17 protein-coding genes and 1 pseudogene are annotated in these 20,551 nt (G+C 73.6%); 15 read left to right on the top strand and 3 right to left on the bottom strand.

What is annotated here, in order from left to right; all coding sequences use genetic code 11:
• Positions 1–108: 108 nt before the first annotated feature.
• The 4 genes from HCC30_RS17080 (at position 109) to HCC30_RS17065 (ending at position 4,937) form a co-directional block, all read left to right on the top strand.
• Positions 109–1,602 carry an APC family permease gene (locus HCC30_RS17080; RefSeq protein ID WP_169443427.1) on the top strand — a complete coding sequence of 498 codons (1,494 nt, stop codon included), beginning with the start codon at positions 109–111 and terminating at the stop codon, positions 1,600–1,602.
• A 97-nt stretch (positions 1,603–1,699) separates the two neighbouring features.
• A complete protein-coding gene (locus tag HCC30_RS17075) occupies positions 1,700–3,421 on the top strand; it encodes an amidohydrolase (protein ID WP_169443426.1) in 1,722 nt (573 codons plus the stop codon).
• Between the two features lie 334 nt (positions 3,422–3,755).
• Positions 3,756–4,091: an Lsr2 family protein gene (locus tag HCC30_RS17070; RefSeq protein WP_169443425.1), complete on the top strand. Its 336-nt coding sequence runs from the start codon at positions 3,756–3,758 to the stop codon at positions 4,089–4,091.
• 489 nt (positions 4,092–4,580) lie between these two features.
• A complete protein-coding gene (locus HCC30_RS17065) occupies positions 4,581–4,937 on the top strand; it encodes a PRC-barrel domain-containing protein (protein ID WP_169443424.1) in 357 nt (118 codons plus the stop codon).
• 86 nt (positions 4,938–5,023) lie between these two features.
• On the opposite strand, the gene HCC30_RS17060 is transcribed toward HCC30_RS17065, so the two are convergent.
• A complete protein-coding gene (locus HCC30_RS17060; RefSeq protein WP_169443423.1) occupies positions 5,024–5,716 on the bottom strand; it encodes a FadR/GntR family transcriptional regulator in 693 nt (230 codons plus the stop codon).
• Between the two features lie 219 nt (positions 5,717–5,935).
• On the opposite strand from HCC30_RS17060, the gene HCC30_RS17055 reads away from it, so the two are divergent.
• The 11 genes and pseudogenes from HCC30_RS17055 (at position 5,936) to serC (ending at position 17,966) form a co-directional block, all read left to right on the top strand.
• A complete protein-coding gene (locus HCC30_RS17055) occupies positions 5,936–6,904 on the top strand; it encodes a dihydrodipicolinate synthase family protein (RefSeq protein WP_169443422.1) in 969 nt (322 codons plus the stop codon).
• Positions 6,901–7,824 (top strand): annotated as a pseudogene (locus HCC30_RS17050) (ROK family protein); the annotation flags it as partial. The gene HCC30_RS17055 and the pseudogene HCC30_RS17050, both read left to right, overlap by 4 nt.
• Before the next feature lie 69 nt (positions 7,825–7,893).
• Positions 7,894–8,589 (top strand): putative N-acetylmannosamine-6-phosphate 2-epimerase, encoded by a 696-nt coding sequence (locus tag HCC30_RS17045; protein WP_169443561.1) that lies wholly within the window; start codon positions 7,894–7,896, stop codon positions 8,587–8,589.
• Positions 8,590–8,665: 76 nt separating this feature from the next.
• Positions 8,666–10,174 carry a sialate:H+ symport family MFS transporter gene (locus HCC30_RS17040; RefSeq protein WP_346776666.1) on the top strand — a complete coding sequence of 503 codons (1,509 nt, stop codon included), beginning with the start codon at positions 8,666–8,668 and terminating at the stop codon, positions 10,172–10,174.
• A 116-nt stretch (positions 10,175–10,290) separates the two neighbouring features.
• Entirely contained in the window at positions 10,291–11,256 is a 966-nt protein-coding gene (locus HCC30_RS17035; RefSeq protein ID WP_169443421.1) for a TIGR03557 family F420-dependent LLM class oxidoreductase, read from the top strand.
• 63 nt (positions 11,257–11,319) lie between these two features.
• The gene (locus tag HCC30_RS17030) at positions 11,320–11,847 is read left to right on the top strand and encodes an SRPBCC family protein (RefSeq protein WP_169443420.1); all 528 of its coding nucleotides are present in this window, start codon (positions 11,320–11,322) and stop codon (positions 11,845–11,847) included.
• A 310-nt stretch (positions 11,848–12,157) separates the two neighbouring features.
• On the top strand, positions 12,158–13,147 hold the full coding sequence (locus HCC30_RS17025; protein WP_169443419.1) for an iron-siderophore ABC transporter substrate-binding protein: 990 nt from the start codon (positions 12,158–12,160) through the stop codon (positions 13,145–13,147).
• A 382-nt stretch (positions 13,148–13,529) separates the two neighbouring features.
• Positions 13,530–14,711, top strand: coding sequence for an amidohydrolase family protein (locus HCC30_RS17020; RefSeq protein ID WP_169443418.1), 1,182 nt, complete (start codon positions 13,530–13,532; stop codon positions 14,709–14,711).
• Positions 14,708–15,379, top strand: a complete 672-nt coding sequence (locus HCC30_RS17015; RefSeq protein WP_169443417.1) for a class I SAM-dependent methyltransferase — start codon at positions 14,708–14,710, stop codon at positions 15,377–15,379. The genes HCC30_RS17020 and HCC30_RS17015 overlap by 4 nt, the downstream gene beginning before the upstream one ends.
• Before the next feature lie 66 nt (positions 15,380–15,445).
• A complete protein-coding gene (locus HCC30_RS17010) occupies positions 15,446–16,828 on the top strand; it encodes a glutamate-cysteine ligase family protein (protein WP_169443416.1) in 1,383 nt (460 codons plus the stop codon).
• Between the two features lie 4 nt (positions 16,829–16,832).
• Complete coding sequence (serC, locus tag HCC30_RS17005; protein WP_346776665.1) at positions 16,833–17,966, top strand: 3-phosphoserine/phosphohydroxythreonine transaminase; 1,134 nt, start codon at positions 16,833–16,835, stop codon at positions 17,964–17,966.
• A gap of 51 nt (positions 17,967–18,017) precedes the next feature.
• Here the strand turns inward: serC and HCC30_RS17000 are convergent, their stop codons facing one another.
• Positions 18,018–18,815: a methyltransferase domain-containing protein gene (locus HCC30_RS17000; protein WP_169443415.1), complete on the bottom strand. Its 798-nt coding sequence runs from the start codon at positions 18,813–18,815 to the stop codon at positions 18,018–18,020.
• A complete protein-coding gene (locus tag HCC30_RS16995; RefSeq protein ID WP_169443414.1) occupies positions 18,812–20,338 on the bottom strand; it encodes an adenylosuccinate lyase family protein in 1,527 nt (508 codons plus the stop codon). The genes HCC30_RS17000 and HCC30_RS16995 overlap by 4 nt, the downstream gene beginning before the upstream one ends.
• Positions 20,339–20,551: the final 213 nt, after the last annotated feature.

Raw genomic sequence — 20,551 nt, 5'->3', positions numbered from 1 at the left:
TACGGTCCTCTCGGTCCGGCAGCGCGGCTTCCCGCGCGGTCCGGTCCTGAGCCGACGTTTCCGGCCCGGCGGCCGCCCGCCGCCCGAGCCTCGGGGAGGTACGCGCAGGTGACCAGTCCGGCCGAACCCGCAGCTGCGGGAGCCCACGACGCGCCGTCACCGGAGCAGCGGCCCCCGGCCTCGTCGACGGGGCTGCGCGGCGGCGCCGTCGGCACCGGGGACCTCGTCTTCTTCGTCGTCGCCGCGGCCGCGCCGCTCACCGTGATGGCCGGCGTCGCCCCGCTCGCCATCGGCATGGCGGGCCGCGCCGCGCCGCTGGGCTATCTCCTCTCCGGGCTGCTGCTCGTCGTCTTCGCCGCCGGGTTCACCGCGATGAGCCGGCACGTCAGGAACGCGGGCGCCTTCTACGCCTACGTCGGGCGCGGGCTGGGCCGCGCCGCCGGCGCCGGGGCCGCGTACCTGGCGGTGCTGGCGTACAACGCGATCGAGGCCGGACTCCTCGTCGCCTTCGGCTGGTTCACCGAGGCCGGGGTCGCCGACCTGGCCGGGGTGCGGGTGCCGTGGTGGCTGTGGTCGCTGGCCGGGCTGGCGGCGATCGGCGTCCTGGGCTACCTCCGGGTCACGCTCAGCGCGAAGGTCCTCGGCGTCGCGCTCGCGCTGGAGGTGCTCGTCCTGCTGGTGTTCGAGGCGGGCGTCTTCGCCGGCGGCGGCGGGCCGGAGGGCCCGGACCCGGGCGTCCTCTCCCCGGCGCACCTCGGCGAGGCGGGCGTGGGCGGCATGTTCGTGCTGGCGATCGGCGCGTTCATCGGTTTCGAGGCGACGGCCATCTACGCCGAGGAGGCCCGCGACCCGGAGCGCACGGTGCCCCGCGCCACCTACATCGCGGTCGGATTCCTCGCGCTGTTCTACACCTTCACCGTCTGGACGGTGATCACCGCGTACGGCGCCGACCGCGCCCAGTCCGTCGCGAACGGCGACGGGGGCGGGGACATGGTGTTCGCCGCGACCGAACGGCTCGTCGGGGCCTGGGCTTCCGACACCATGCACGCGCTGCTCGTCACCAGCGCCTTCGCCGCCACCCTCGCCTTCCACAACGCGGCCGCGCGCTACTTCTACGCGCTCGGCCGCGAGGGCCTGCTGCCCCGCCGCCTGGGCACCGTCACCTCGCGCACCCGCTCCCCGGCGCTCGCGGTGCTGCTCCAGTCGGCGCTCGCGCTGCTCGTCGTGCTGGTCACGATCGCGGCCGGGGCGGACCCGTACACGGTCACCTTCCTGTGGACCAACGGCACCGGAATCCTCGGGGTGATGGTGCTCCAGGCCGTCACCGCGCTCGCCGTGTACGGCTTCTTCCGGCGCGACCGCCGGGGCCTGCCCGCCTGGCGGGTGGCCCTCGCACCGCTGCTGTCCGGGCTGGGTCTTTCGGTGCTCATCGTGATGGTCGCGGCCAACCTCGACCTCCTCACGGGCGCCCCGACGGCCGTCAATGTCGCGCTGCTCGTCCCGCTGCCCCTCGCCTTCGCCGCGGGGGTGGCCGTCGCCCTGCGCATCCGGCGCCGCGACCCGGCGGCGTACGCGCGGCTCACCACCACCGGCACCGACTGAACCCGCCGCGCGTCGGCCCAACTCCCTTCCGCCCGCCGCTCGTTGGCCCGTACACCAGCTCGCCGTCCCCCCGTCCGTCCTCAGGCAAGGAGCGCCCATGACCCCCCAGCCCGAAAACCCGCACCCCGCCTCGCTCGTCGTGCTCGGCACCGTCCGCACCGGCAGCCGGGAGTACGCCGACACCACGGCGCTCGCCGTCCGCGACGGGCGGGTCGTCGCGCTCGGGGCCGAGGCCGAGGCCCTCGCCGCCACGGCGGACGAGACCCTCCGGCTCGGCCCCGGCGAACTCCTGCTGTCCGCCTTCGCCGACGGCCACGCGCACCCGCTCTTCGGCGGCCTCGAACACTTCGGCCCGGCCGTGAAGGGCCTGGACTCCGTCGAGGCCGTCGTCGCCGAGGTCGGCCGCTGGGCCGCCGAACACCCCGAGGAGGAGTGGATCGTCGGCGCCTCCTACGACCCGGCCCTCGCCCCCGACGGCGAGTTCGACGCCCGCTGGCTCGACGAGGCCGTCCCCGACCGCCCCGTCGCGCTGCGCGCGTACGACTACCACACGCTGTGGTGCAACACCGAGGCCCTGCGCCGCGCGGGCATCACCGAGGCCACCCCCGACCCGCGGCTCGGCTGGATCGTGCGCCGCCTCGACGGCTCGCCCATGGGCACCCTGCGCGAGTGGCACGCCTGCGACCTGGTGCTCGACCGGCTGCCCGCGCGCGGCACCGGCGAGCTCGTCGAGGCGCTCCGGATCGCGGGCGAGTCCTACGCGCGCGCCGGGCTCACCTGGGTCCAGGACGCCTGGGTGGAGCCGGAGATGATCGGCCCCTACCTGGAGGCGGCCCGCACCGGCGCGCTCGCCTTCCGCGTCAACCTCGCCCAGCGCGCCGACCCGGACCGCTGGCGCGATCAGCGTCCCGCCTTCCGCGCGGCCAGGCGGCGGGTGGAGGAGGAGGGCGGCGAACTGCTCTCGGCGCGCACCGTGAAGTTCTTCGGCGACGGCGTCATCGAGGGCGGAACCGCCGCGATGCTCGACCCGTACGCGGACGTCACCGAGCCGGGCGCGCCGCACAGTTGCGGCATGCCGGTGTGGGAGCCGGAGGCGCTGGCGGAGGCCGTCACGGCCTTCGACGCGGACGGCTTCCAGACGCACATCCACGCGATCGGCGACGCGGGCGTCCGCGCGGCACTGGACGCGGTGGAGGCGGCCGTGCGCACCAACCCGTCCTGGGACCGGCGGCCGGTCATCACCCACGTCCAGCTCGTCGACCCGGCGGACCTGGAACGCTTCGGACAGCTGGGCGTGATCGCGAACTTCGAGCCGCTGTGGGCCCAACTCGACCCGTTGCAGACGGAGTTGACCGTACCCAGGATCGGCGAGCGGCGCGCGGCCCTCCAGTACCCGATGGCCGGGCTGGCCCGGGGCGGCGCCCGGCTGTCCTTCGGCAGTGACTGGCCGGTCAGCTCCCACGACCCGCTGGAGGGCATCCAGACGGCCGTGACCCGGCGGACGTTCGGCGGCGCCCCGGCGGGCGGCTGGACACCGCACCAGGCGCTGACGGTCGACGAGGCGCTGGACGCGGCCACCGCCGGCGTCGCCTACCAGGCGTTCGCCGACGAACGCGAGCGCCTCGTCCCCGGCGCCCCCGCCGACCTGGTGTGGCTGTCCGACGACCCGCGCGCGACGGACCCGATGGCGATCCGGCACATCCGGGTCCGCGGCACCTGGCTCGCGGGCCGCCCCACCTTCCGCGCGGAGGAGAACGGTGACGCGTACGCGGCGAACTCCCCGGACGCGGCAGGCATGGCGGGCGGACTTCCCGGATAGGTACACAGGTTCGCCGGAGGTCCGCGGCCCGGCGTGATTCCGGTAACTCCCCGCCGCATTACCCCCGGTGTCACGGGCCGCGCGGCGGGGAGTCGTCGTCGTTTACCGCTTCCGTCAATGCGCCGGCGCATGACCGGCGCGGCGGCGGGCAGGGAAGTATTCCTGGCCGATTCACCGAGTCCCGCTCCGTGGGCGGTTCGCCGCCGGAAGGCCCCGGCGAAGGACGTAGTGAACCACAAAGAGAGGGCCAGAAGGCGGGAATCCCATCGGAATTGACGACGCAACGATGCGTGGCCGATGATGTGTCGCCATACAACTCTTATGGAGGCGCACCATGGCTCAGAAGGTCCAGATCATCTACACGGACGACCTCACCGGGGAAGAGAGTGAGGACATCCAGACCCATGAGTTCAGCCTCAACGGGGTCTACTACCAGATGGACCTGACGCCTGGGAACTACGACCAGTTGAACGAGGCTCTGAACCCCTTCATCGCCAAGGCGCAGCGGGTGAAGAAGTCGCGCAAGGCCGTGGCCGGCGCCTCCAGGAAGCAGTCCTCCAGCACGGAGACGGCCAAGATCCGTGAATGGGCCAAGGCCCAGGGTTACGAGGTCAACGAGCGCGGCCGTATCCCGGCAAACATCCAGGAGGCCTACGCCAAGGCCCACTGATCCGGGCGCACTTCGCCCCCTCCCACGGCGCGGGAGGGGGCTTTTTGCGTCCCCGGCCGGATGCCGGGCGGGGACCGGCGGGCGAAACCGCGGCCCGGACGTTCGGGGAAGTCGGTGTGCGGGCCACCCGAACTGGCCGGCCGGCGCACGCCAATTCCCCTCCGCCGAGCCCGGTGCGGGAATGCGGCGGAGACGGGAATACGCGTCACCGCTTCCGCAGTCACTACTGCGCGGTACAGGGACACCGGCGGGCCTCTCATTCTCCGAATCCGCGCCCGGTGACAGGTACTCATCTCGCATCGTCCCGCCTCTTCGGCGCGTGTTCTCCACGCCGGTGAATGCGCCCGGAGCCGCCGCTCTCCGGGCTCTTCCGGCACCGAGTCCGGGCCTTCACGCGGGGCTTACGCCGTATGAGTGCCGCGTGCGCGCGGCGACTGGAGCAGGGCAGGGACGGGACGGACGATGGCCCCCGACGAGTGGAGGTCAAAAGTGTTCGAAGCGGACAATATCCGTGAATGGCGTGGTCAGGATGTCGTCGACGCGGAAGGCCACAAGATCGGTGCGCTGGAATCCGTCTATGTGGACACCGCCAGCGACGAGCCGTCCTTCGCGACCGTGACCGTCGGCATTCCGATGCGCCACCGGCTGGTGTTCGTTCCGCTCCACGAGGCGATGGTCGGCCCCGGCTACATCAAGGTCACGTATCCCAAGAGTCAGGTGAAGGACGCCCCGTCCATCGACCCCGACGGCGAGCTGCCCGCCGAGCAGGAGCCCGAGGTCTTCGCGCACTACGGGCTCGAGTACGTACCCGGCGCCGGGGGTGAGCGCCGCCTCGCCCGACGCTGATCCGGCCGGCACGCGCCCGGACCCTCGACCGTCCCCCTGCCGCAACGGACCCCGTGGCCTCCGCGCCACGGGGTCCGTTGCTGTGCTCAGTCCTCCGGCGGGGCGAGGCGGGCGCGGATGCCGTCGAAGTGACGGTGCATCGCCCGGGCCGCGCGGGCGCCGTCCCCGGCGGCCACGGCCTCGACGATCTCCCGGTGGTCGGCGCAGGTGGTGGCCGGGTCCTGGTGCCGGTCGTCCAGCTCGTCGCGGACCCGGTCCATCGCGGCCCAGAAGGCGTCCAGCACCTCGCTCAGCAGGTGGTTGCCGAGCGAGCGGTACAGCGCGAGGTGGAAGGCGCGGTCGGTGTCGCGGGTGACCTTCCCGCCGGCGGACTCGCGCTCCATCGTCGCCACCAGCCCGCGCAGCACGTCGAGGTCCTCGTCGGGCAGGCCGCTGGCCACGCCTTCGATCACCCCGGCCTCCAACGCCTCGCGCACCCGCATCAGTTCGTACAGGCTGGGCTCGCCCTGCTGGTGGCGGACGGCGGCGCGGAAGGCGAGCCCCTCCACGAAGGGCGTCAGCGACAGCGAGCCGACGAAGGTGCCGTGGCCGCGCCGGATCTCGACGACGCCCACCGCCTGGAGCGCCTTGAGCGCCTCGCGCACCGAGACCCGGCCGACGTCGAAGCGGCTCATCAGCTCCGACTCGGTGGGCAGGGGGTCGCCCGGGGCCAGTCTGCGGTCCAGGATCAGCTGCTTGATCTGCCCCTGGACGTCCTCGGACATCGTGCTGCGCGGCACCGATCCGCTCCTTCTCGCTCCGCCTGCCTCTGCTGTCCCTCGCCGGTCCGCGTCGCCGAATCCCGCGTGCGGACTCTTGACCTCCGACAGTCGCCGCAGTCTATGGTGACCGCAACATAGGACATCAGACATCCTATAAGTGCATGGACGCATCGGACCCCGCGCGGTCACAGCTCGTCGATGCTCCGTGCGCTCCGCCGCACCACCGCAGGAGCCCCCATGGCACTCACCACCCCGCTGCACGGCGTCGTCCCGCCCGTCTGCACCCCGCTCGACGCCGAAGGAGAGGTCGACACCGCCTCCCTCGCCCGGCTCGTCGAGCACCTCCTCGACGGGGGAGTGCACGGACTCTTCGCCCTCGGCTCCACCAGCGAGGTCGCGTACCTCACCGACCGGCAGCGGCGCACCGCGCTGGAGACCGTCGTCGCCACGGCCGCCGGGCGGGTGCCCGTGCTCGCCGGGGTCATCGACACCACCACGGCCCGGGTCGTCGAACAGGGCCGCGCCGCCGCCGAGTCGGGCGCCGACGCACTCGTCGCGACCGCGCCGTTCTACACCCGCACCCACCCCGTCGAGATCGCCCGGCACTTCCGCCGCGTCCGCGAACGGACCGGGCTGCCGCTGTTCGCGTACGACATCCCCGTCGCCGTGCACAGCAAGCTGACCCCCGCGCTGGTGCGCGAACTCGCCGCCGACGGCACCCTCGCCGGGCTCAAGGACAGCAGCGGCGACGAGGGCGGGCTGCGCCGGCTCCTCGTCGCGCTCGGCGGCCGCGCACGCCGTGACGGCACCGGGTTCAGCGTCCTCACCGGCTCCGAACTCACCGTCGACGCGGCCCTGTTGGCCGGGGCCGACGGCGTCGTCCCCGGGATCGGGAACGTCGACCCGGCCGGGTACGTCCGGCTGTACGAGGCCGCGCGGGCCGGGGACTGGGCGCTCGCGGCGAAGGAGCAGGAGCGGCTGGTCGCGCTGTTCTCCCTCGTCGACGCCGGGCCCGAGGACGTGATGGGGCGCAGTTCCTCGGCGCTGGGCGCGTTCAAGGCGGCGCTGTGGCTGCTCGGCGTCGTCGACCGCCACGACACCGCCTTCCCGCAGGTCGTCCTGGACGACACCGCGGTCGCCGCCGTCGCCGAACGGATGCGCGCCGCCGGGCTCACCCCGGTCCGCACCGCCGGGGACGCCCGGTGAGGGCCGGGCCCGTGATCGGGGCCGACCTCGGCGGCACGAAGATCGACGCGGCGCTCCTCGGCCCGGACGGCACCCCGCGCTCCCGCGTCACCCGGCCGACCCCCGCCGACGCCGGCGCCGAGGCCGTTCTCGACGCGCTCGCCGGCGCCTGCCGCGAGGCCGCCGACGCCGGGGGCGGGGGAGCGGTGGCCGTCGGCGTCGCGGCGGCCGGGGTCGTGGACCCGGTCACCGGCGTCGTCACCAGCGCCACCGGCACCCTCGGCGGCTGGGCGGGCACCGCGCTCGCCGCCGGGCTGGCCCGCCGGACCGGACTGCCGGTGGCCTGCGACAACGACGTGCGCGCGGCCGCGGCGCCCGAACTCGCCGCGCTGGAGCGGCCGTCGGGCTCGCTGCTGTACGCGGCGCTCGGCACCGGCGTCGGCGGCGCGCTCGCCGTGGACGGGCGGATGCTGCACGGGGCCGACGGCCTCGCCGGGCACCTCGGCCACCTGCCGAGCCCCGAGGCCGAGGGGCTCCCGTGCAGCTGCGGCGCGGCCGGGCACCTGGAGGCCGTCGCCTCGGGCCCCGGCATCGTCGCCCTCCACCGGCGGCTGGGCGGCCGGGACGCGGAGCGGCTGGAGACCGTCGCCGCCCGCGCGGCCGCCGGCGACGAGCTCGCTGTACGGGCCGTCACCACTGGCGGCGCCGCGGCCGGCCGGGTGCTCGGCGGGCTCGCCAACGCGCTCGGTCCGGACCGGGTCGTCGTCGGCGGCGGGGTCACCCGCCTCGGCGCACCGCACCGGGACGCGCTGGCCGCCGCCTTCGCCGCCGAACTCCTGCCCCCGCTGCGCGGCCTCCGCCCCGCGCCACCCCGCTTCGGCGACGAGTCCGCCGTACGGGGCGCGGCCCTGCTGACCGCCACGCTTCCGCTGCACGCACCGGAGGGGGCCTCAACCGGCGTACGGGCGCCGGGAGTTCAGAAGCCCGCCGGGAGGCCGGTCGTCGAGCGGCTGGCCGGGCGGCTGGTGGTGTCCTGCCAGGCGCCGCCCGGTGACCCGATGCGGGACACCGGGACGCTCGTGCGGCTGGCCAGGGCGGCGGCCGCGGGCGGCGCCGCGGGCGTCCGGGTCAACGGGCCCGAGGTCGTCGCGGCCGTGGCCGGGGCGGTCGGCCTGCCGGTGATCGGGCTGTGGAAGGACGGCGACACCGACGTCCACATCACCCCCACGGTCCGGCACGCGCTGGCCGTCGCCCGCGCGGGCGCGGACGTCGTCGCCGCCGACGCGACCGGCCGGCCGCGCCCCGACGGCAGCGGCTTCGCCGAACTGGCCGCCGCCGTCCACGCGTCGGGTGCCCTGGTGATGGCCGACGTCGCCACCCTGGAGCAGGGCGTCGCCGCCGAGGCGGCGGGCGCCGACCTGGTCTCCACGACCCTCTCCGGGTACGCGCCGGGCAGCCCCCGCCAGGACGGCCCCGACCTCGCGCTCGTCGCGGAACTGGCCCGCGCCGTGCGCGTCCCCGTCGTCGCCGAGGGGCGCGTCGCCGGACCCGAGGACGCGGCGTCGGCGCTGGCGCACGGCGCGCACAGCGTCGTCGTCGGCACCGCCATCACCGCGCCCACGGCGCTGACCGGCCGCTTCGTCACGCGCCTGGCCGCGACGGAGAGCCCGCACCGAGCGGCCCCGCACGTCCCGGCGGACCGTTGACGGCCGTGCCGGAAGTCCCCTGACCCGCACCGCAGACAGCGCTCGACGGTGAGCCTGTCCGGCCCTTGGAGACCCCGTGACCCCCATAGGCAAGAACCCGGCGCCGCAGTCCGCACCGCCCTGGTACCGCGAAGTCCGGCCGACGCAGTGGAAGTCCTTCCTCGCCGCCTGGATCGGCTACGTTCTCGACGGCTTCGACTTCGTCCTCATCACGCTCGTCCTCACCGAGGTCAGCGCGGACTTCGGGCTCAGCACCGTGGAGGGCGCCAGCCTCATCTCCGGCGCCTTCATCACCCGCTGGCTCGGCGGCGCGGTGCTCGGCGCGCTCGGTGACCGGTACGGGCGGAAGCTGTCGATGATCGTCAGCATCCTGCTGTACTCGCTGGGCACCTTCGCCTGCGGGTTCGCCTGGGACTACACCAGCCTGTTCGTCGCCCGGCTCGCCATCGGCATGGGCATGGCCGGGGAGTACAGCGCCAGCGCCACCTACGTGATGGAGAGCTGGCCGGTACGTGTGCGGAACCGGGCCAGCGGGTTCCTCATCTCGGGCTTCTCGGTCGGCTCGGTGCTCGCCGCGCAGGTCTACAACTGGGTCGTGCCCGCGCTCGGCTGGCGCTGGATGTTCTACATCGGGCTGGTGCCGATCGTCATCGCGCTGTGGATGCGGCGGGCGCTGCCCGAGGCGGAGGAGTGGAGCGCGTCCGTCGCCGAACAGGGCGTCAGGCCCAACCCGTTCCGGCCGCTGTTCGCCACGCCCGCGCGGGCCACCGCCAACCTCGCCGTCGTGGTGGTGGCGAGCGTCAGCCTGTTCGCCGTGTTCACCCCGTTCGGGGGCGACGCCGTGCCGGTCCTCGCCGTCGTCGCCGGGGTGGCGCTGCTGGCCTTCGCGGTGCAGCTCGGCGGGCGCAAGGGGTGGGCGCTGTACGTCGCGATGATCGTCACGGTGTTCTTCGCGTTCCTCTACACCTGGCCCATCCAGGGGCTGCTGCCGACGTACCTGAAGACCGAACTCGGCTACAGCGCGGACCAGGTGACCGACGTCCTGTACTTCGCCGGGTTCGGCACGATGTCCGGCTGCGTCCTCGCCGGGTTCGTCGGCGACTGGATCGGGACGAAGCGGGCCTACGCGCTCACCCTCGTCGCCTCGCTGGCCTTCGTCTTCCCGGTCTTCGCCGTCCAGGACAACCTGCTGGTGCTCGGCCTCCTCCTGTTCGTGCTCCAGGCGTTCAGCTTCGGCATCTCCGGGCTGCTGCCGCGCTACATCGGCGGGCACTTCCCCACCGAGAGCCGGGGCGCCGCGCTCGGCTTCACCTACAACGTGGGCTCGCTGGGCGGCGCGGTCGCGCCCGTGCTCGGCGCCCACCTGGCCTCCGGAATGGAACTCGGGCGCTCCCTCGCCGTGCTGACCTTCGCGGGCACGCTCATCGTCGTCCTCCTCGTCGGCCTGGACGTACCGCACCGGCTCGGCAGGCTCACCGACCCCTCGGGCCCGGCCGACCACCTCTCCGCCGAGGGCTCCCGCACGGACGGTGCGCCGCCGGAGCGGGAGGAGCGGCCCGAACCCTCCGTCGCCGAGCCCGAGTAGGCGCGCGGCGGGCCCCGCCGGGCCGGTGGTCCGGCGGGGCGAACGGGGCGGCACGTCGGGGTGGTCCCGGCGGGCCGGACGGCTCGCCGGGCCGCGGCCGCGGGTACGGGCGCGCCATGACCGACTTCGGATACACCCTGATGGGAGAGCAGGCCGGACCGCGCCGGCTGGTGCAGGACGCGGTGGCCGCCGAGCGCGCCGGGTTCGACTTCGCCGTCGCCTCCGACCACCTCTTCCCCTGGCTCACCGAGCAGGGGCACTCGCCGTACGTGTGGACGGTGCTCGGCGCCGTCGTGCAGGCCACCGAGCGGCTGCCGCTGATGAGCTACGTGACCTGCCCGACCTTCCGGTACCACCCCGTGGTCGTGGCGCAGAAGGCCGCGACCGTGCAGCTGCTGTCCGAGGGGCGCTTCACCCTCGGGCTGGGCTCGGGCGAGAACCTCAACGAACACGTCGTCGGCCCGTGGCCCTCCGTCGACGTCCGGCACGAGCGGCTGGAGGAGGCGATCATCATCATCCGCTCGCTGTTCGAGGGCGGGTACGTCAGCTACGAGGGCGTCCACTACCGCGTCGAGTCGGCGAAGCTGTGGGACGTGCCCGACCTGCTCCCGCCCATCGGCGTCGCCGCCTCCGGTCCGAGCTCCTGCGACATCGCGGGCCGCCTCGGCGACGTGCTCGTCGCGACCGAGCCGCGCGCCGAGCTGTGCCGGATGTTCGACGACGCGGGCGGCGCGGGCAAGCGGCGGGTGGGCCAGATCCCGGTCAGCTACGACCCGGACCCAGGCCGTGCGGTCGCCCGCGCGCACGCGAACTTCCGCTGGTTCGCGGGAGGTTGGAAGGTCAACACGGAGCTGCCGGGGCCCGCGGCCTTCGCCGGGGCCACGCGGTCCGTACGCCCCGAGGACGTCGCCGAGCAGATCCCCTGCGGCGCGGACGTCGACGAGTTCGTGGCCCGCATCCGGCCGTTCGCCGAAGCGGGCTTCGACGGGATCGCCCTCGTCCAGGCCGGGGGAGAGGCCCAGTCCTCCTTCATCGACTGGGCGAAGACCGACCTCCTCCCGGCCCTGCGGGAGGCGCTGTAGGGCGGGCCGCGGGGTCCGCTCCGCCCTGAGTAGGCTCGGGCACCGAGCTGCGAGGGGGGAATCATGGCCGTCCACAACGTGCACGAGCGGTCTCTGCCGGTGCCCGCGGGTGAACTCGCCCCGCTGCTCGACGGGCTGGCCTCGTCCGACGACCGGCTGTGGCCGCATGACCGGGGCCGCTGGCCCGCCATGCGGTTGGACCTGCCGCTGGGTGCAGGCGCCAAGGGCGGCCACGGGCCGGTCCGTTACACCGTCACCGAGTACGTCCCCGGGCGCCGGGTGCGGTTCGGCTTCACCGGGCCCAGGGGCTTTCTCGGGTTCCACGAGTACACGGTGCTCCCGGCCGGGGACGACGAGGGCGCCGGGTCCTGCGTGCTGCGGCACACCCTCGCCATGCGGGTCCGCGGCTCCGCCCGGCTCAGCTGGCCGCTCGTCTTCCGCCCGCTCCACGACGCCGTGCTGGAGGACAGCCTCGACCGGGCCGAACTCGCCTGCACCGGCGCGCTGGTCCGGCCCGCGCGCTGGAGCCCCTACGTGCGGCTGCTGCGCCGCCTGGCCGTGGGCGCGCGGCGGAGGCGTACGCGCCGCTGACGGTACGGGTGCCGTCCGCGGGTCACAGGTTGGTTTCGGACAGGCGGCCGGTTTCGAACCCTCGGGCGGTTAGCTTAGGGTTGCCTTACTTTCTTCGGCCCGGCGCTCCGGCGCCGGGCGTGCGGAACGTCCCACCGCACCGACGGAGAAGGCGTCGCCACCGCCGCAGCAGGGCGGGGGCGGCACCGCGGCACCGCGTCCCCCGGCGCGCCGCCGCGGCACCACGGCGGGCGAACGGGCGGCACTCCCCAGGCCGTTCGGACGTCCGGGCCGCAAGGCCGGCCGCCCCCCACGTCCCCTGTCGGTACCCATGAAAGGCGCACACGTGACACGCTCCGCTCGCGGTCGCACCGCCACCCTCACCGCCCTGGCCCTCTCCGCCGCGCTCGGCCTCTCCGCCTGCGGCACCGGAGGCGGCGGCGAGAGCAAGAACGCCGAGAAGCGCACCCACCCGGTGAAGACCGCCAAGGGCACCGTCTCGGTGCCGGACGCCCCCGAGCGGGTCGTGGTCCTGGACACCGGGGAGCTCGACTCCGCCATCACGCTCGGCGTGAAGCCGGTCGGCGCCACCAAGGCCGACGTCGGCAAGGCCCTCCCCGGCTACCTGCCGAAGGACAAGGTCGAGGGCATCGAGAACGTGGGCACCATCGGGCAGCCCAACCTGGAGAAGATCGCCTCCCTCAAGCCCGACCTGATCCTCACCAGCGCCCTCCGCGACGAGGCCAACTACGAGGAACTCAAGGCCATCGCGCCCACCGTGATGACCGAGGCCACCGGCTACCCGTGGAAGCAGAACTTCCGGGTGCACGCGGACGCGCTCGGCAAGAAGGCCGAGGGCGAGAAGGTCGTCGCGGACTACGAGAAGCACGCGGCCGAGGTCACCGAGGCGCTCGGCGGCCGGAAGAAGGCCAAGGAGCTCAAGACCAACGTGATCCGCTTCACCGAGGGCTCCGACACCCGGATCTACGGCGACAAGAGCTACATCGGGACGGTGCTGAAGGACGTCGGCCTGGGCCGGCCGCCGATCGTGAAGAAGGCCAAGGAGGCCGACGGCCTCTACGTCGGGGTGAGCCCCGAACGGATCGACGAGGCCGACGCGGACGTGCTCTTCCACTCCTCCTACGGCGACCCCGACAAGTCCGGCTACTCCAAGGCCGTCAAGAGCGACCTGTGGAAGGACGTCCGGGCGGTGCGGGACGGCAAGGCGTTCGCCGTCGACGACGACCGCTGGTTCCTCGGCATCGGCTACACCTCGGCCCACCAGATCCTGGACGACATCAGCAAGAACCTCGCGGGCTGACCGCTCCTCCACCGGCGTGCTGCCGGGGGCACCTCCCGGCCCCCGGCCGCACGCCGTTGTGCGTTCCGGTCCCGTCGCCCGCGAAGCCGGTGGCCTGAACGGGTCGCGTGCGGCCGTGACGCCTGGGGCGAAGCGGAACGCGAGGGGTGCGGGAGAGCGGTGACCGGGAAAGGAACGGAAAGCCGGTTCACCGGGCCGAACGGCACCCCCGGGAACAAGCCATTGAACTCCCGGCACCTTCCTCGGACATCAGGGGGTGGTCCACAATCTTGGAGACATCGAAGCTGCTTGTTTCCGTACGGGCGCACGGACCGCAAAGGCCCGGGCGTCCGGGATCTCCCCTGCGCACATTTCCTCTCCCGCGCAATACGAGGAGGGCTCCATGGCCGCTCAGCACGATTTCCCGGTGATCGACGCGGACAGCCACATCGTTCTTCCCGATTCGGACGAATGGTGGCGCGGCAGGATTCCGCGGCAGTACGAGGATTGGATGCCCAGGTACCAGGACGACGTCCTCTTCGCCGAGGGACGGGTCATCGAGGGCCCCTCGCCCACATTCCACGGAAAACCCACCCAGGCGGCCTGGTTCGGCAGCACCCAGGGCGCGACGTACACACCGGGAAGCTGGCTGTACGACGACCCCGCCACCGTCGAGGTGCTCGGCGCCCTCAAGCGCGGCGGACTCGACCCGCAGGACCGGCTCAAGGCCATGGACCGCGAGGGCATCTCGCAGGCGTACATCTTCCCGTCCAAGGTGCTCGGCCTGCTCCCGGCGCTGCGCAGCGCCGCCTTCGCGTACGAGATCGCCAAGGCGTACAACGACTGGGCCATGGCCTACTGTTCGGCGGAACCCGGCAGGCTGCTGCCCGTCGCCGTGCTCCCGCAGCACGACGTCACGCTCGCCGTCGCCGAGGCCCGCCGGGTGCGGGACGCCGGCATCCGCACCGTCATCCTGCGGCCCAACACCGTCGCCGGGACGAACATCGACGACCCGGTGTACGAGCGGCTGTGGGAGTTCTGCGAGACCAACGGAATCGCGGTCTGTTTCCACGAGGGATTCGGCGTCGCGAAAATTCCCCGGGTCGGCACGGAACGCACGCACGACACCATGCAGGGCCATCTCGTCAGCCACACCTTCGAGCACATGACGGCGGTCATGGTGCTCATCACCGCCGGTGTGCTGGAGCGTTATCCCCGGCTGAACTTCGCCTTCATGGAGAGCGGCGCCGGATGGGCGCCGTTCTGGCTGCACCGTATGGACGACCACGTCGAGCAGTTCGCCAAGGACAGGGAACCGCTGCCGCTGAAACCCAGTGAATACTTCCGGCGTCAGTGCTATCTCGGAATCGAGCCGGAGGACCCGCTGCTGGCGATGCTGGTGGAACACGGGCTCGCCGACAATCTCCTGTTCGCCAGCGACTTCCCGCACTTCGACGCGAAATTCCCCGGCGCCGTCACCTCGCTCGCCGAACGGGGCGATCTGAGCGACCAGGTGAAGCGGAAGCTGCTCTGCGACAACGCCCACCGCTTCTTCGGAACCGGAACCGGAAGCGGTCCCGCATGACGGCGGCCGTCGAGCGGGCCGTGCCCGACGACCGGGTCGACGCCGTCCTCAAGGAACTGGAGGCGCGCTCCCGCAAGGAGCAGCAGCAGCTGGAGGAGCTGCGCGCCGCCGGCGGCACCGCGCTGCGCGAACAGGCCGCCTCCTTCATGCTCGACGTCGGCCCCGAGGCCGGACAGTTCCTCAACACCCTGGTGCGCGGCACCCGCGCCCGGATCGTCCTCGAAGTCGGCGGCTCCGTGGGCTACTCGACGGTCTGGCTGGCCGAGGCGGTACGCGCCACCGGCGGGCGGCTGTACTCCATCGAGGTCGACCCGGAGAAGCGCGCCGAGCAGCACGCCTTCCTCACCTCGGCCGGCCTGCGCGAGTACGTGGAGCTGACCGGTCTGGAGGCGCCCGAGCTGGTGCCCACCCTGCCGGGGCCGGTGGACCTGGTGCTGCTCGACCACTGGAAGGAGCTGTACCCCCGGGACTTCGACGCGACCTGGGCGGTGCTCCGGCCCGGCGGTCTGGTGGTCGCCGACAACATCGTCACGCCCCGGAAGAACGCCGCCGTCATCGCCGCCTACCAGCGGCACGTCGCCGGGGTCCCGGACGCGCAGAGTCAGGTGCTCGCCGTGGGTGACGGACTGGAGATCACCGTAAAGCGTGAAGCCCCGTTGTGTGACTGAGAGTCGCGAGGACGGTGACCGTACCCTCGTGCCCGACCCTGCTGGCACTGCGGCGAAGGCGTATTCGTGAACATTGGCATCGAGTCGGAACTGCCCGTCGTCGACCACAGCGGGACGGCGGCCGACAGCCCGCCGGTGCACGCCTTCTTCCAACGGCTGGCCGGGCACGAGGGGTTCGACACCTACCGTGACGGCACGACCGGAACCGTCGTCGGTGTCCGCGCCAAGCGCGGCGACGGCACGCTGGACATCGGCAACGACTACGGCATCTGCACCGTCGAGATGGCCCTCCCGCCGGAGGACGGCTTCGCCCGCAGCAGGGCGGCGTGGAACGGCACGCTGGACTCGCTGCTGCTGCCGGCCCTCCGCGCGGAGGGGCTGTCCGCGCTGGCGCACGGCTGCCAGCCGCGCACCGAGACCCTCGGCCGCCCCTACCTGGCGGACAAGGGCCACTACACCTTCTGGCTGGCCCAGGCGGAACGCCGGCCCGGGCACTACGCGCCGGACGCCTGGCCCGGCTTCGCTGCCGTCCAGTTCAACATCGACGTGCCGCTCGCCGACGTGGTGCCCGCCTGCAACACGCTCATCGCGATGACCCCGCTGCTGTGCGCCTGGGGCGCCAACTCGGCCGTGTTCGGCGGCCGCGTCCAGCCCTGGCAGTCGCTCCGCCTGCGCGGCTACACCGAACTCGCCGCCACCAACCCCTTCTTCGCCGACCGGCTGCTCTACCCCCGGCGTACGTACCGGAACCTGTCGGACTACATGCGGGACGCCTGGGCGCTGCCCGTCTTCGAGGTCGTCCGGCAGGGCACCATCTACCGCCCCGTCGACCCGGAACTGACCACGGAGGGCTTCGCGGCCCTGGGCGAGGCGGAGTTCACGGACGTGCACGGCGCCAAGCGCAGCCTGCGCTGCACCACCCCCGACCTGGCCTCGGGCCTCGTCTTCTACTGGCCCGCCGTACGGGTGCGGATGCGGCTCGACGAGTCGTGCAGCGTCCAGGAGGTGCTGGACGCGGTCGACGCCGGACGCCCCGAGGCGGTGCTGCGGGACGCCGGGCGCGGCACCTTCATCGAGGTGCGGCAGCTGCCGACGATGGGGCGCGAGGAGACCTTCGCGTGGCTGGCCATAGTCCTGGGCTGGCTGGACAACCTGACCGCGTGCCGGGAGCTGTTCGCGCCGTGGACCCTCGACGTCTCCCGCGCCGCCACCGAGCAGGCGCAGACCCGGGGCTGGCACACCGAGGTCGTGGGCGCCCGGATGGACGCCTGGGGCGAGCGGGCCCTGCGGGCCGCCCGGGAGGGCCTGCGCCGCGGCGGCGCCGCCGACGTGACCGAACTGGAGCCGCTGGAGCGCCGGTTGACCGACCTGCGGAACCCGGCGGCGGACGCCGTCGACCTGCTGCGGCGCGACGGGATCGAAGCACTCGTGGAGCACCTGAGGATGTGATCGCGTGACCGGACAGCCCGCCGGACCCGAGCCCGCCCCCGTGGCGGTGACCCCGCACGGGACGTACAACTTCTGCGCCGGGCCGGGGACGCTGCCCCGCGCGGTCGCCGCGCGGGTACGCGCGGAGTTCGCCGGGCACGTGCGGGACGGGGCCTCCGTCGTCGAGATCAGCCACAAGAGCCGCAGGTTCACCGCCCTGCTGGAGGAGACCGAGCAGCGCTTCCGGCGGCTGTGCGAACTGCCCGACGACCACCGGCTGCTGTTCGTGCACGGCGGCGCCCGGATGCAGTGCTCGGCGGTGCCGCTCAACCTCCTCGCCCGCTCGCCCAGCCGTACCGCCGGCTACGTCGACAGCGGCCTCTTCGCCCAGCAGGCCCGGCGGGAGGGGGCCCGCTTCGGCCGCGCGGTCACCGTCGCCTCCAGCGAGGGGACCGGCTTCGACCGGATACCCGAGGTGGATCCGCGGCGCTGTCCGGGCGACGCCGCGTACCTCCACCTGACCAGCAACAACACGGTCTACGGCACCCGTTGGACCCGCTTCCCCGAGGTCCGCGCCCCCCTCGTGGTGGACGCGACCAGCGACATCCTCTCCCGCCGCCTCGACCTCGGCCGCTTCGGACTGCTGTACGCCGGGTTCCAGAAGAACCTCGGCCCGGCGAGCATGGCCCTGGTCACCGCCAGGAGCGACCTGCTCGGCCACGCGCTGCCGCACACCCCCCGGCTGCTCGACTACTCGGTGTACGCCTCGACCCGTTCGCTCGACAACACCCCCAACACCTTCGCGGTGTTCGTGCTCTCCCTGGTCCTGGAGTGGATCGCGGAACAGGGCGGCCTCGGGCCCGTCGAGAAGGCGAACGAGCACAAGGCCGCGACGCTGTACCGGGAGCTGGACGCCTCGGACTTCTACGTCCCCATGGCCCTGCCCGCGCACCGCTCCGTCACCAACATCGTCTTCCGCCTCGCCGACGAGTCGCTGACCGGCGCCTTCGTCGCACAGGCCGCCGACGCGGGGCTGTTGGGCCTGGCCGGGCACCGGGTGGCGGGCGGTGTGCGGGCCTCCGTCTACAACGGCATGCCGCAGGAGGGCGTCGCCGCGCTCGCCGGTTTCCTCCGCGACTTCGAGCGCCGGATGGGCTGAGATCCCGCTCCCGCCGGAGGGGACGCCTCCGGCGGGAGCGGGGGAGCCGGGTCAGTCCGGCTTGCGGAAGGTGAAGGCGTACCGGCCGAGGCTGAAGAAGTACCGTCCCTCGGCGGCCAGTTGACGCAGCTCCTCGGCCCAGGCGCGGACCCGCGCCGCCTCGGCGCGCGGATGGGTCTCCAGGAACGCCTCGATGAACCCGATCTGCCAGTAGCTGTACGCGCCCGGGTCGCAGCGCCGGTCCAGGAACGTCAGCGTGGTCAGGCTCTCCTCGGCGAAGCCCGCCTCGCGCAGCAGCGGGCTCAGCTGCTGCGGCAGGCGCGGGTGGGCGACGTGGTCGTCCCACAGCTCCTGGATCTCCCGCATCCGGGGGCGGTCGGCCGAGTGCCACACCAGCGAGTCCCAGTCGGTGTCCAGCACGACCGCCCGGCCCCCGGGGCGCAGCACGCGGTACAGCTCGCCCAGCGCCCGCCGGATGTCCTCGACGTACTCGTAGACCTGCACCACCACCGCCGCGTCGAACGTCCCCTCGGGGAACGGGACGTTCTCCGCGCGGCCGGTGCGCAGCTCCACCCGGCCGTCCGCGGTGGCCCCGGCGCAGCGCCGCCCGGCCAGGTCCAGCATGGACTCGCTGATGTCGATGCCGACCGCGCGGCCCTCGGGGCCGACGTCCGGCAGCAGCTCGGAGATCAGGTAGCCGGGGCCGCAGCCGATGTCCAGCAGCCGGTCGCCCGGCCGCAGGTCGAGGCAGCGGCGCAGATGGCGGCGCTGGGCCAGCATGTCGGGCGTATGGGCCTCGGTGTCCGCCTCGGTGGCCCGCTCGCCGTCGAAACGCAGCAGTTCCGTCACCGGTGTGCTCCCTCCGGGGTGGCTTCGGGGCACCAGGCACGGGCCCGGGCCAGGGCGCGGTCGGTGAGCTCCCGTGACTCGCCGACGTACCGGCCCGGGTCGAGCAGCCCGTCCAGGTCGTCCGGGGTCAGCACGGCGCTGACCGCCGGGTCGGCCAGCAGCGTCGCGCGCAGCCCCGCCCCCTCCGAACGGGCCTGCTGGCTGAGCCGGTAGACCAGCGTGTGGGCGCTCTGGCGGCCCAGGGAGCCGCTCAGCGCGAGCATCACCGCCTCGGTGCACAGCGACTCGGCGAAGGCGTGCGCGTTCTGCGCCATCCGCTCCGCGTGCACCTGGAGCCCGGCCAGCACCTCGTTCAGGATGCCGAGCGCCGCCAGGGTGTGGTGCGAGACGTCCGCGACCGCGACCCACTCCATGCGCAGCCCGCGCGAGTCCCGCTCGTGCTCCTGCACCATGGCCTCCAGGCCGAGCGCCGCGTCGGAACGGGCGAGCCGCGCCAGCAGCACGACCTGCGCCGAGCGTTCCGGGTTCCGCTTGTGCGGCATCGTGCTGCTGCCGACCCGGCCGAACTCCCAGCCCTCGCTGACCTCCCCGACCTCGGGCCGGGAGAGCACCCGTATCTCGTCGGCGACCCGGGCGAGCGTGCCGGTGACCATCGCCAGCGCGCTGCCGAACTCGGCGACCCGGTCCCGGGTGGAGTGCCAGCCGATCTCCGGGGTGCCGAGGCCGAGTTCGGCGGCGAAGTCGGCCAGCAGCCTGCGGCCCCGGCCGTCGAAGCCCGCCATCGTGCCGACGCCGCCGGACAGCTGCGCGACGAGGACGCGCGGGCGTAACTGGGCCAGGCGCTCGCCGTGCCGGGTGAGTTCGTCGAGCCAGCCCGCGACCTTCAGGCCGAAGGTCATCGGCAGCGCGGGCTGGCCGTGCGTGCGTCCCGCCATGAGACTGTCCCGGTGCTCCTCGGCGAGCGCGGTCAACCGCCGTACCATCGCGCCGAGTTGACGGTCGGCCTCGTCCAGTACGTCCCGCATCTCCAGGGACTGGGCGGTGTCCTGGATGTCCTGCGTGGTGGCCCCGAGATGCACCATCTCCCCGGACACGTCCTCGCAGGCGGCCTCCAGGCCCCGCAGCAGCGGTACCAGCGAGTGCCCGGTGCGCCGGAACTCGGGGGCCAGCGCGGTCAGATCGACGCGCCCCGGCTCGCAGGCCCGCGCCACCTGCGCGGCCGAGCCGGGGGGCACCATGCCCAGCCGTTCCTGGCAGGTGGTGAGCGCCGCCTCGACGCGCAGCCAGCGCTGGAGGCGGCACCGGTCGCAGAAGATGCGGCGGCTGGCGTCGGTGGCGTAACCGCCGCCGTGGAACAGGGAGTCGACGATGTGGGCCCGTCGGTGGCGACAGGAGCCCTCGGGCGCGTCGGGCCCGCCGTCGGAAGCGGGGTCCTCGGCGGCGGCCCCGGGCGGGACGCCCTCGCCGGGGCGGTGGTCGCCGGGTGCGGTGTCCGGCCGCTGGTGCCGGTAGGAAAGAGCCATGGTTACCTCGTTTTCCAGAGGTTGCCTTGCCTTCCCCGAGAGAGTTCCCCGCCGGGTCCCGTCCACGCGCCGGAGGTGAGGCGGCGTCAGGTTCCGTTTCCCCGCCACGGCCGGACTCCGGCGGCCGCCCCGGTAGATGGCCCGGGCAACGGCCCGTGGCAGGGTGGCCCGAGGCCGGGCCGAGCGGCGCCGGCGCGAGCGACGGGAAGGCGG

This window comes from Streptomyces sp. HNM0574 (assembly GCF_012726235.1).
In the GTDB taxonomy this organism is placed as follows: domain Bacteria; phylum Actinomycetota; class Actinomycetes; order Streptomycetales; family Streptomycetaceae; genus Streptomyces.
Note: the sequence above shows the minus strand (reverse complement) of the source record. Positions and strands in the feature narration are given on the sequence as shown.

Coding starts and splice junctions, on each gene's coding strand:
- HCC30_RS17075 (WP_169443426.1), top strand. CDS start 1,700: ATGACCCCCCAGCCCGAAAACCCGCACCCCGCCTCGCTCGTCGTGCTC.
- HCC30_RS17070 (WP_169443425.1), top strand. CDS start 3,756: ATGGCTCAGAAGGTCCAGATCATCTACACGGACGACCTCACCGGGGAA.
- HCC30_RS17055 (WP_169443422.1), top strand. CDS start 5,936: ATGGCACTCACCACCCCGCTGCACGGCGTCGTCCCGCCCGTCTGCACC.
- HCC30_RS17035 (WP_169443421.1), top strand. CDS start 10,291: ATGACCGACTTCGGATACACCCTGATGGGAGAGCAGGCCGGACCGCGC.
- HCC30_RS17030 (WP_169443420.1), top strand. CDS start 11,320: ATGGCCGTCCACAACGTGCACGAGCGGTCTCTGCCGGTGCCCGCGGGT.
- HCC30_RS17025 (WP_169443419.1), top strand. CDS start 12,158: ATGAAAGGCGCACACGTGACACGCTCCGCTCGCGGTCGCACCGCCACC.
- HCC30_RS17020 (WP_169443418.1), top strand. CDS start 13,530: ATGGCCGCTCAGCACGATTTCCCGGTGATCGACGCGGACAGCCACATC.
- HCC30_RS17015 (WP_169443417.1), top strand. CDS start 14,708: ATGACGGCGGCCGTCGAGCGGGCCGTGCCCGACGACCGGGTCGACGCC.
- HCC30_RS16995 (WP_169443414.1), bottom strand. CDS start 20,338: ATGGCTCTTTCCTACCGGCACCAGCGGCCGGACACCGCACCCGGCGAC.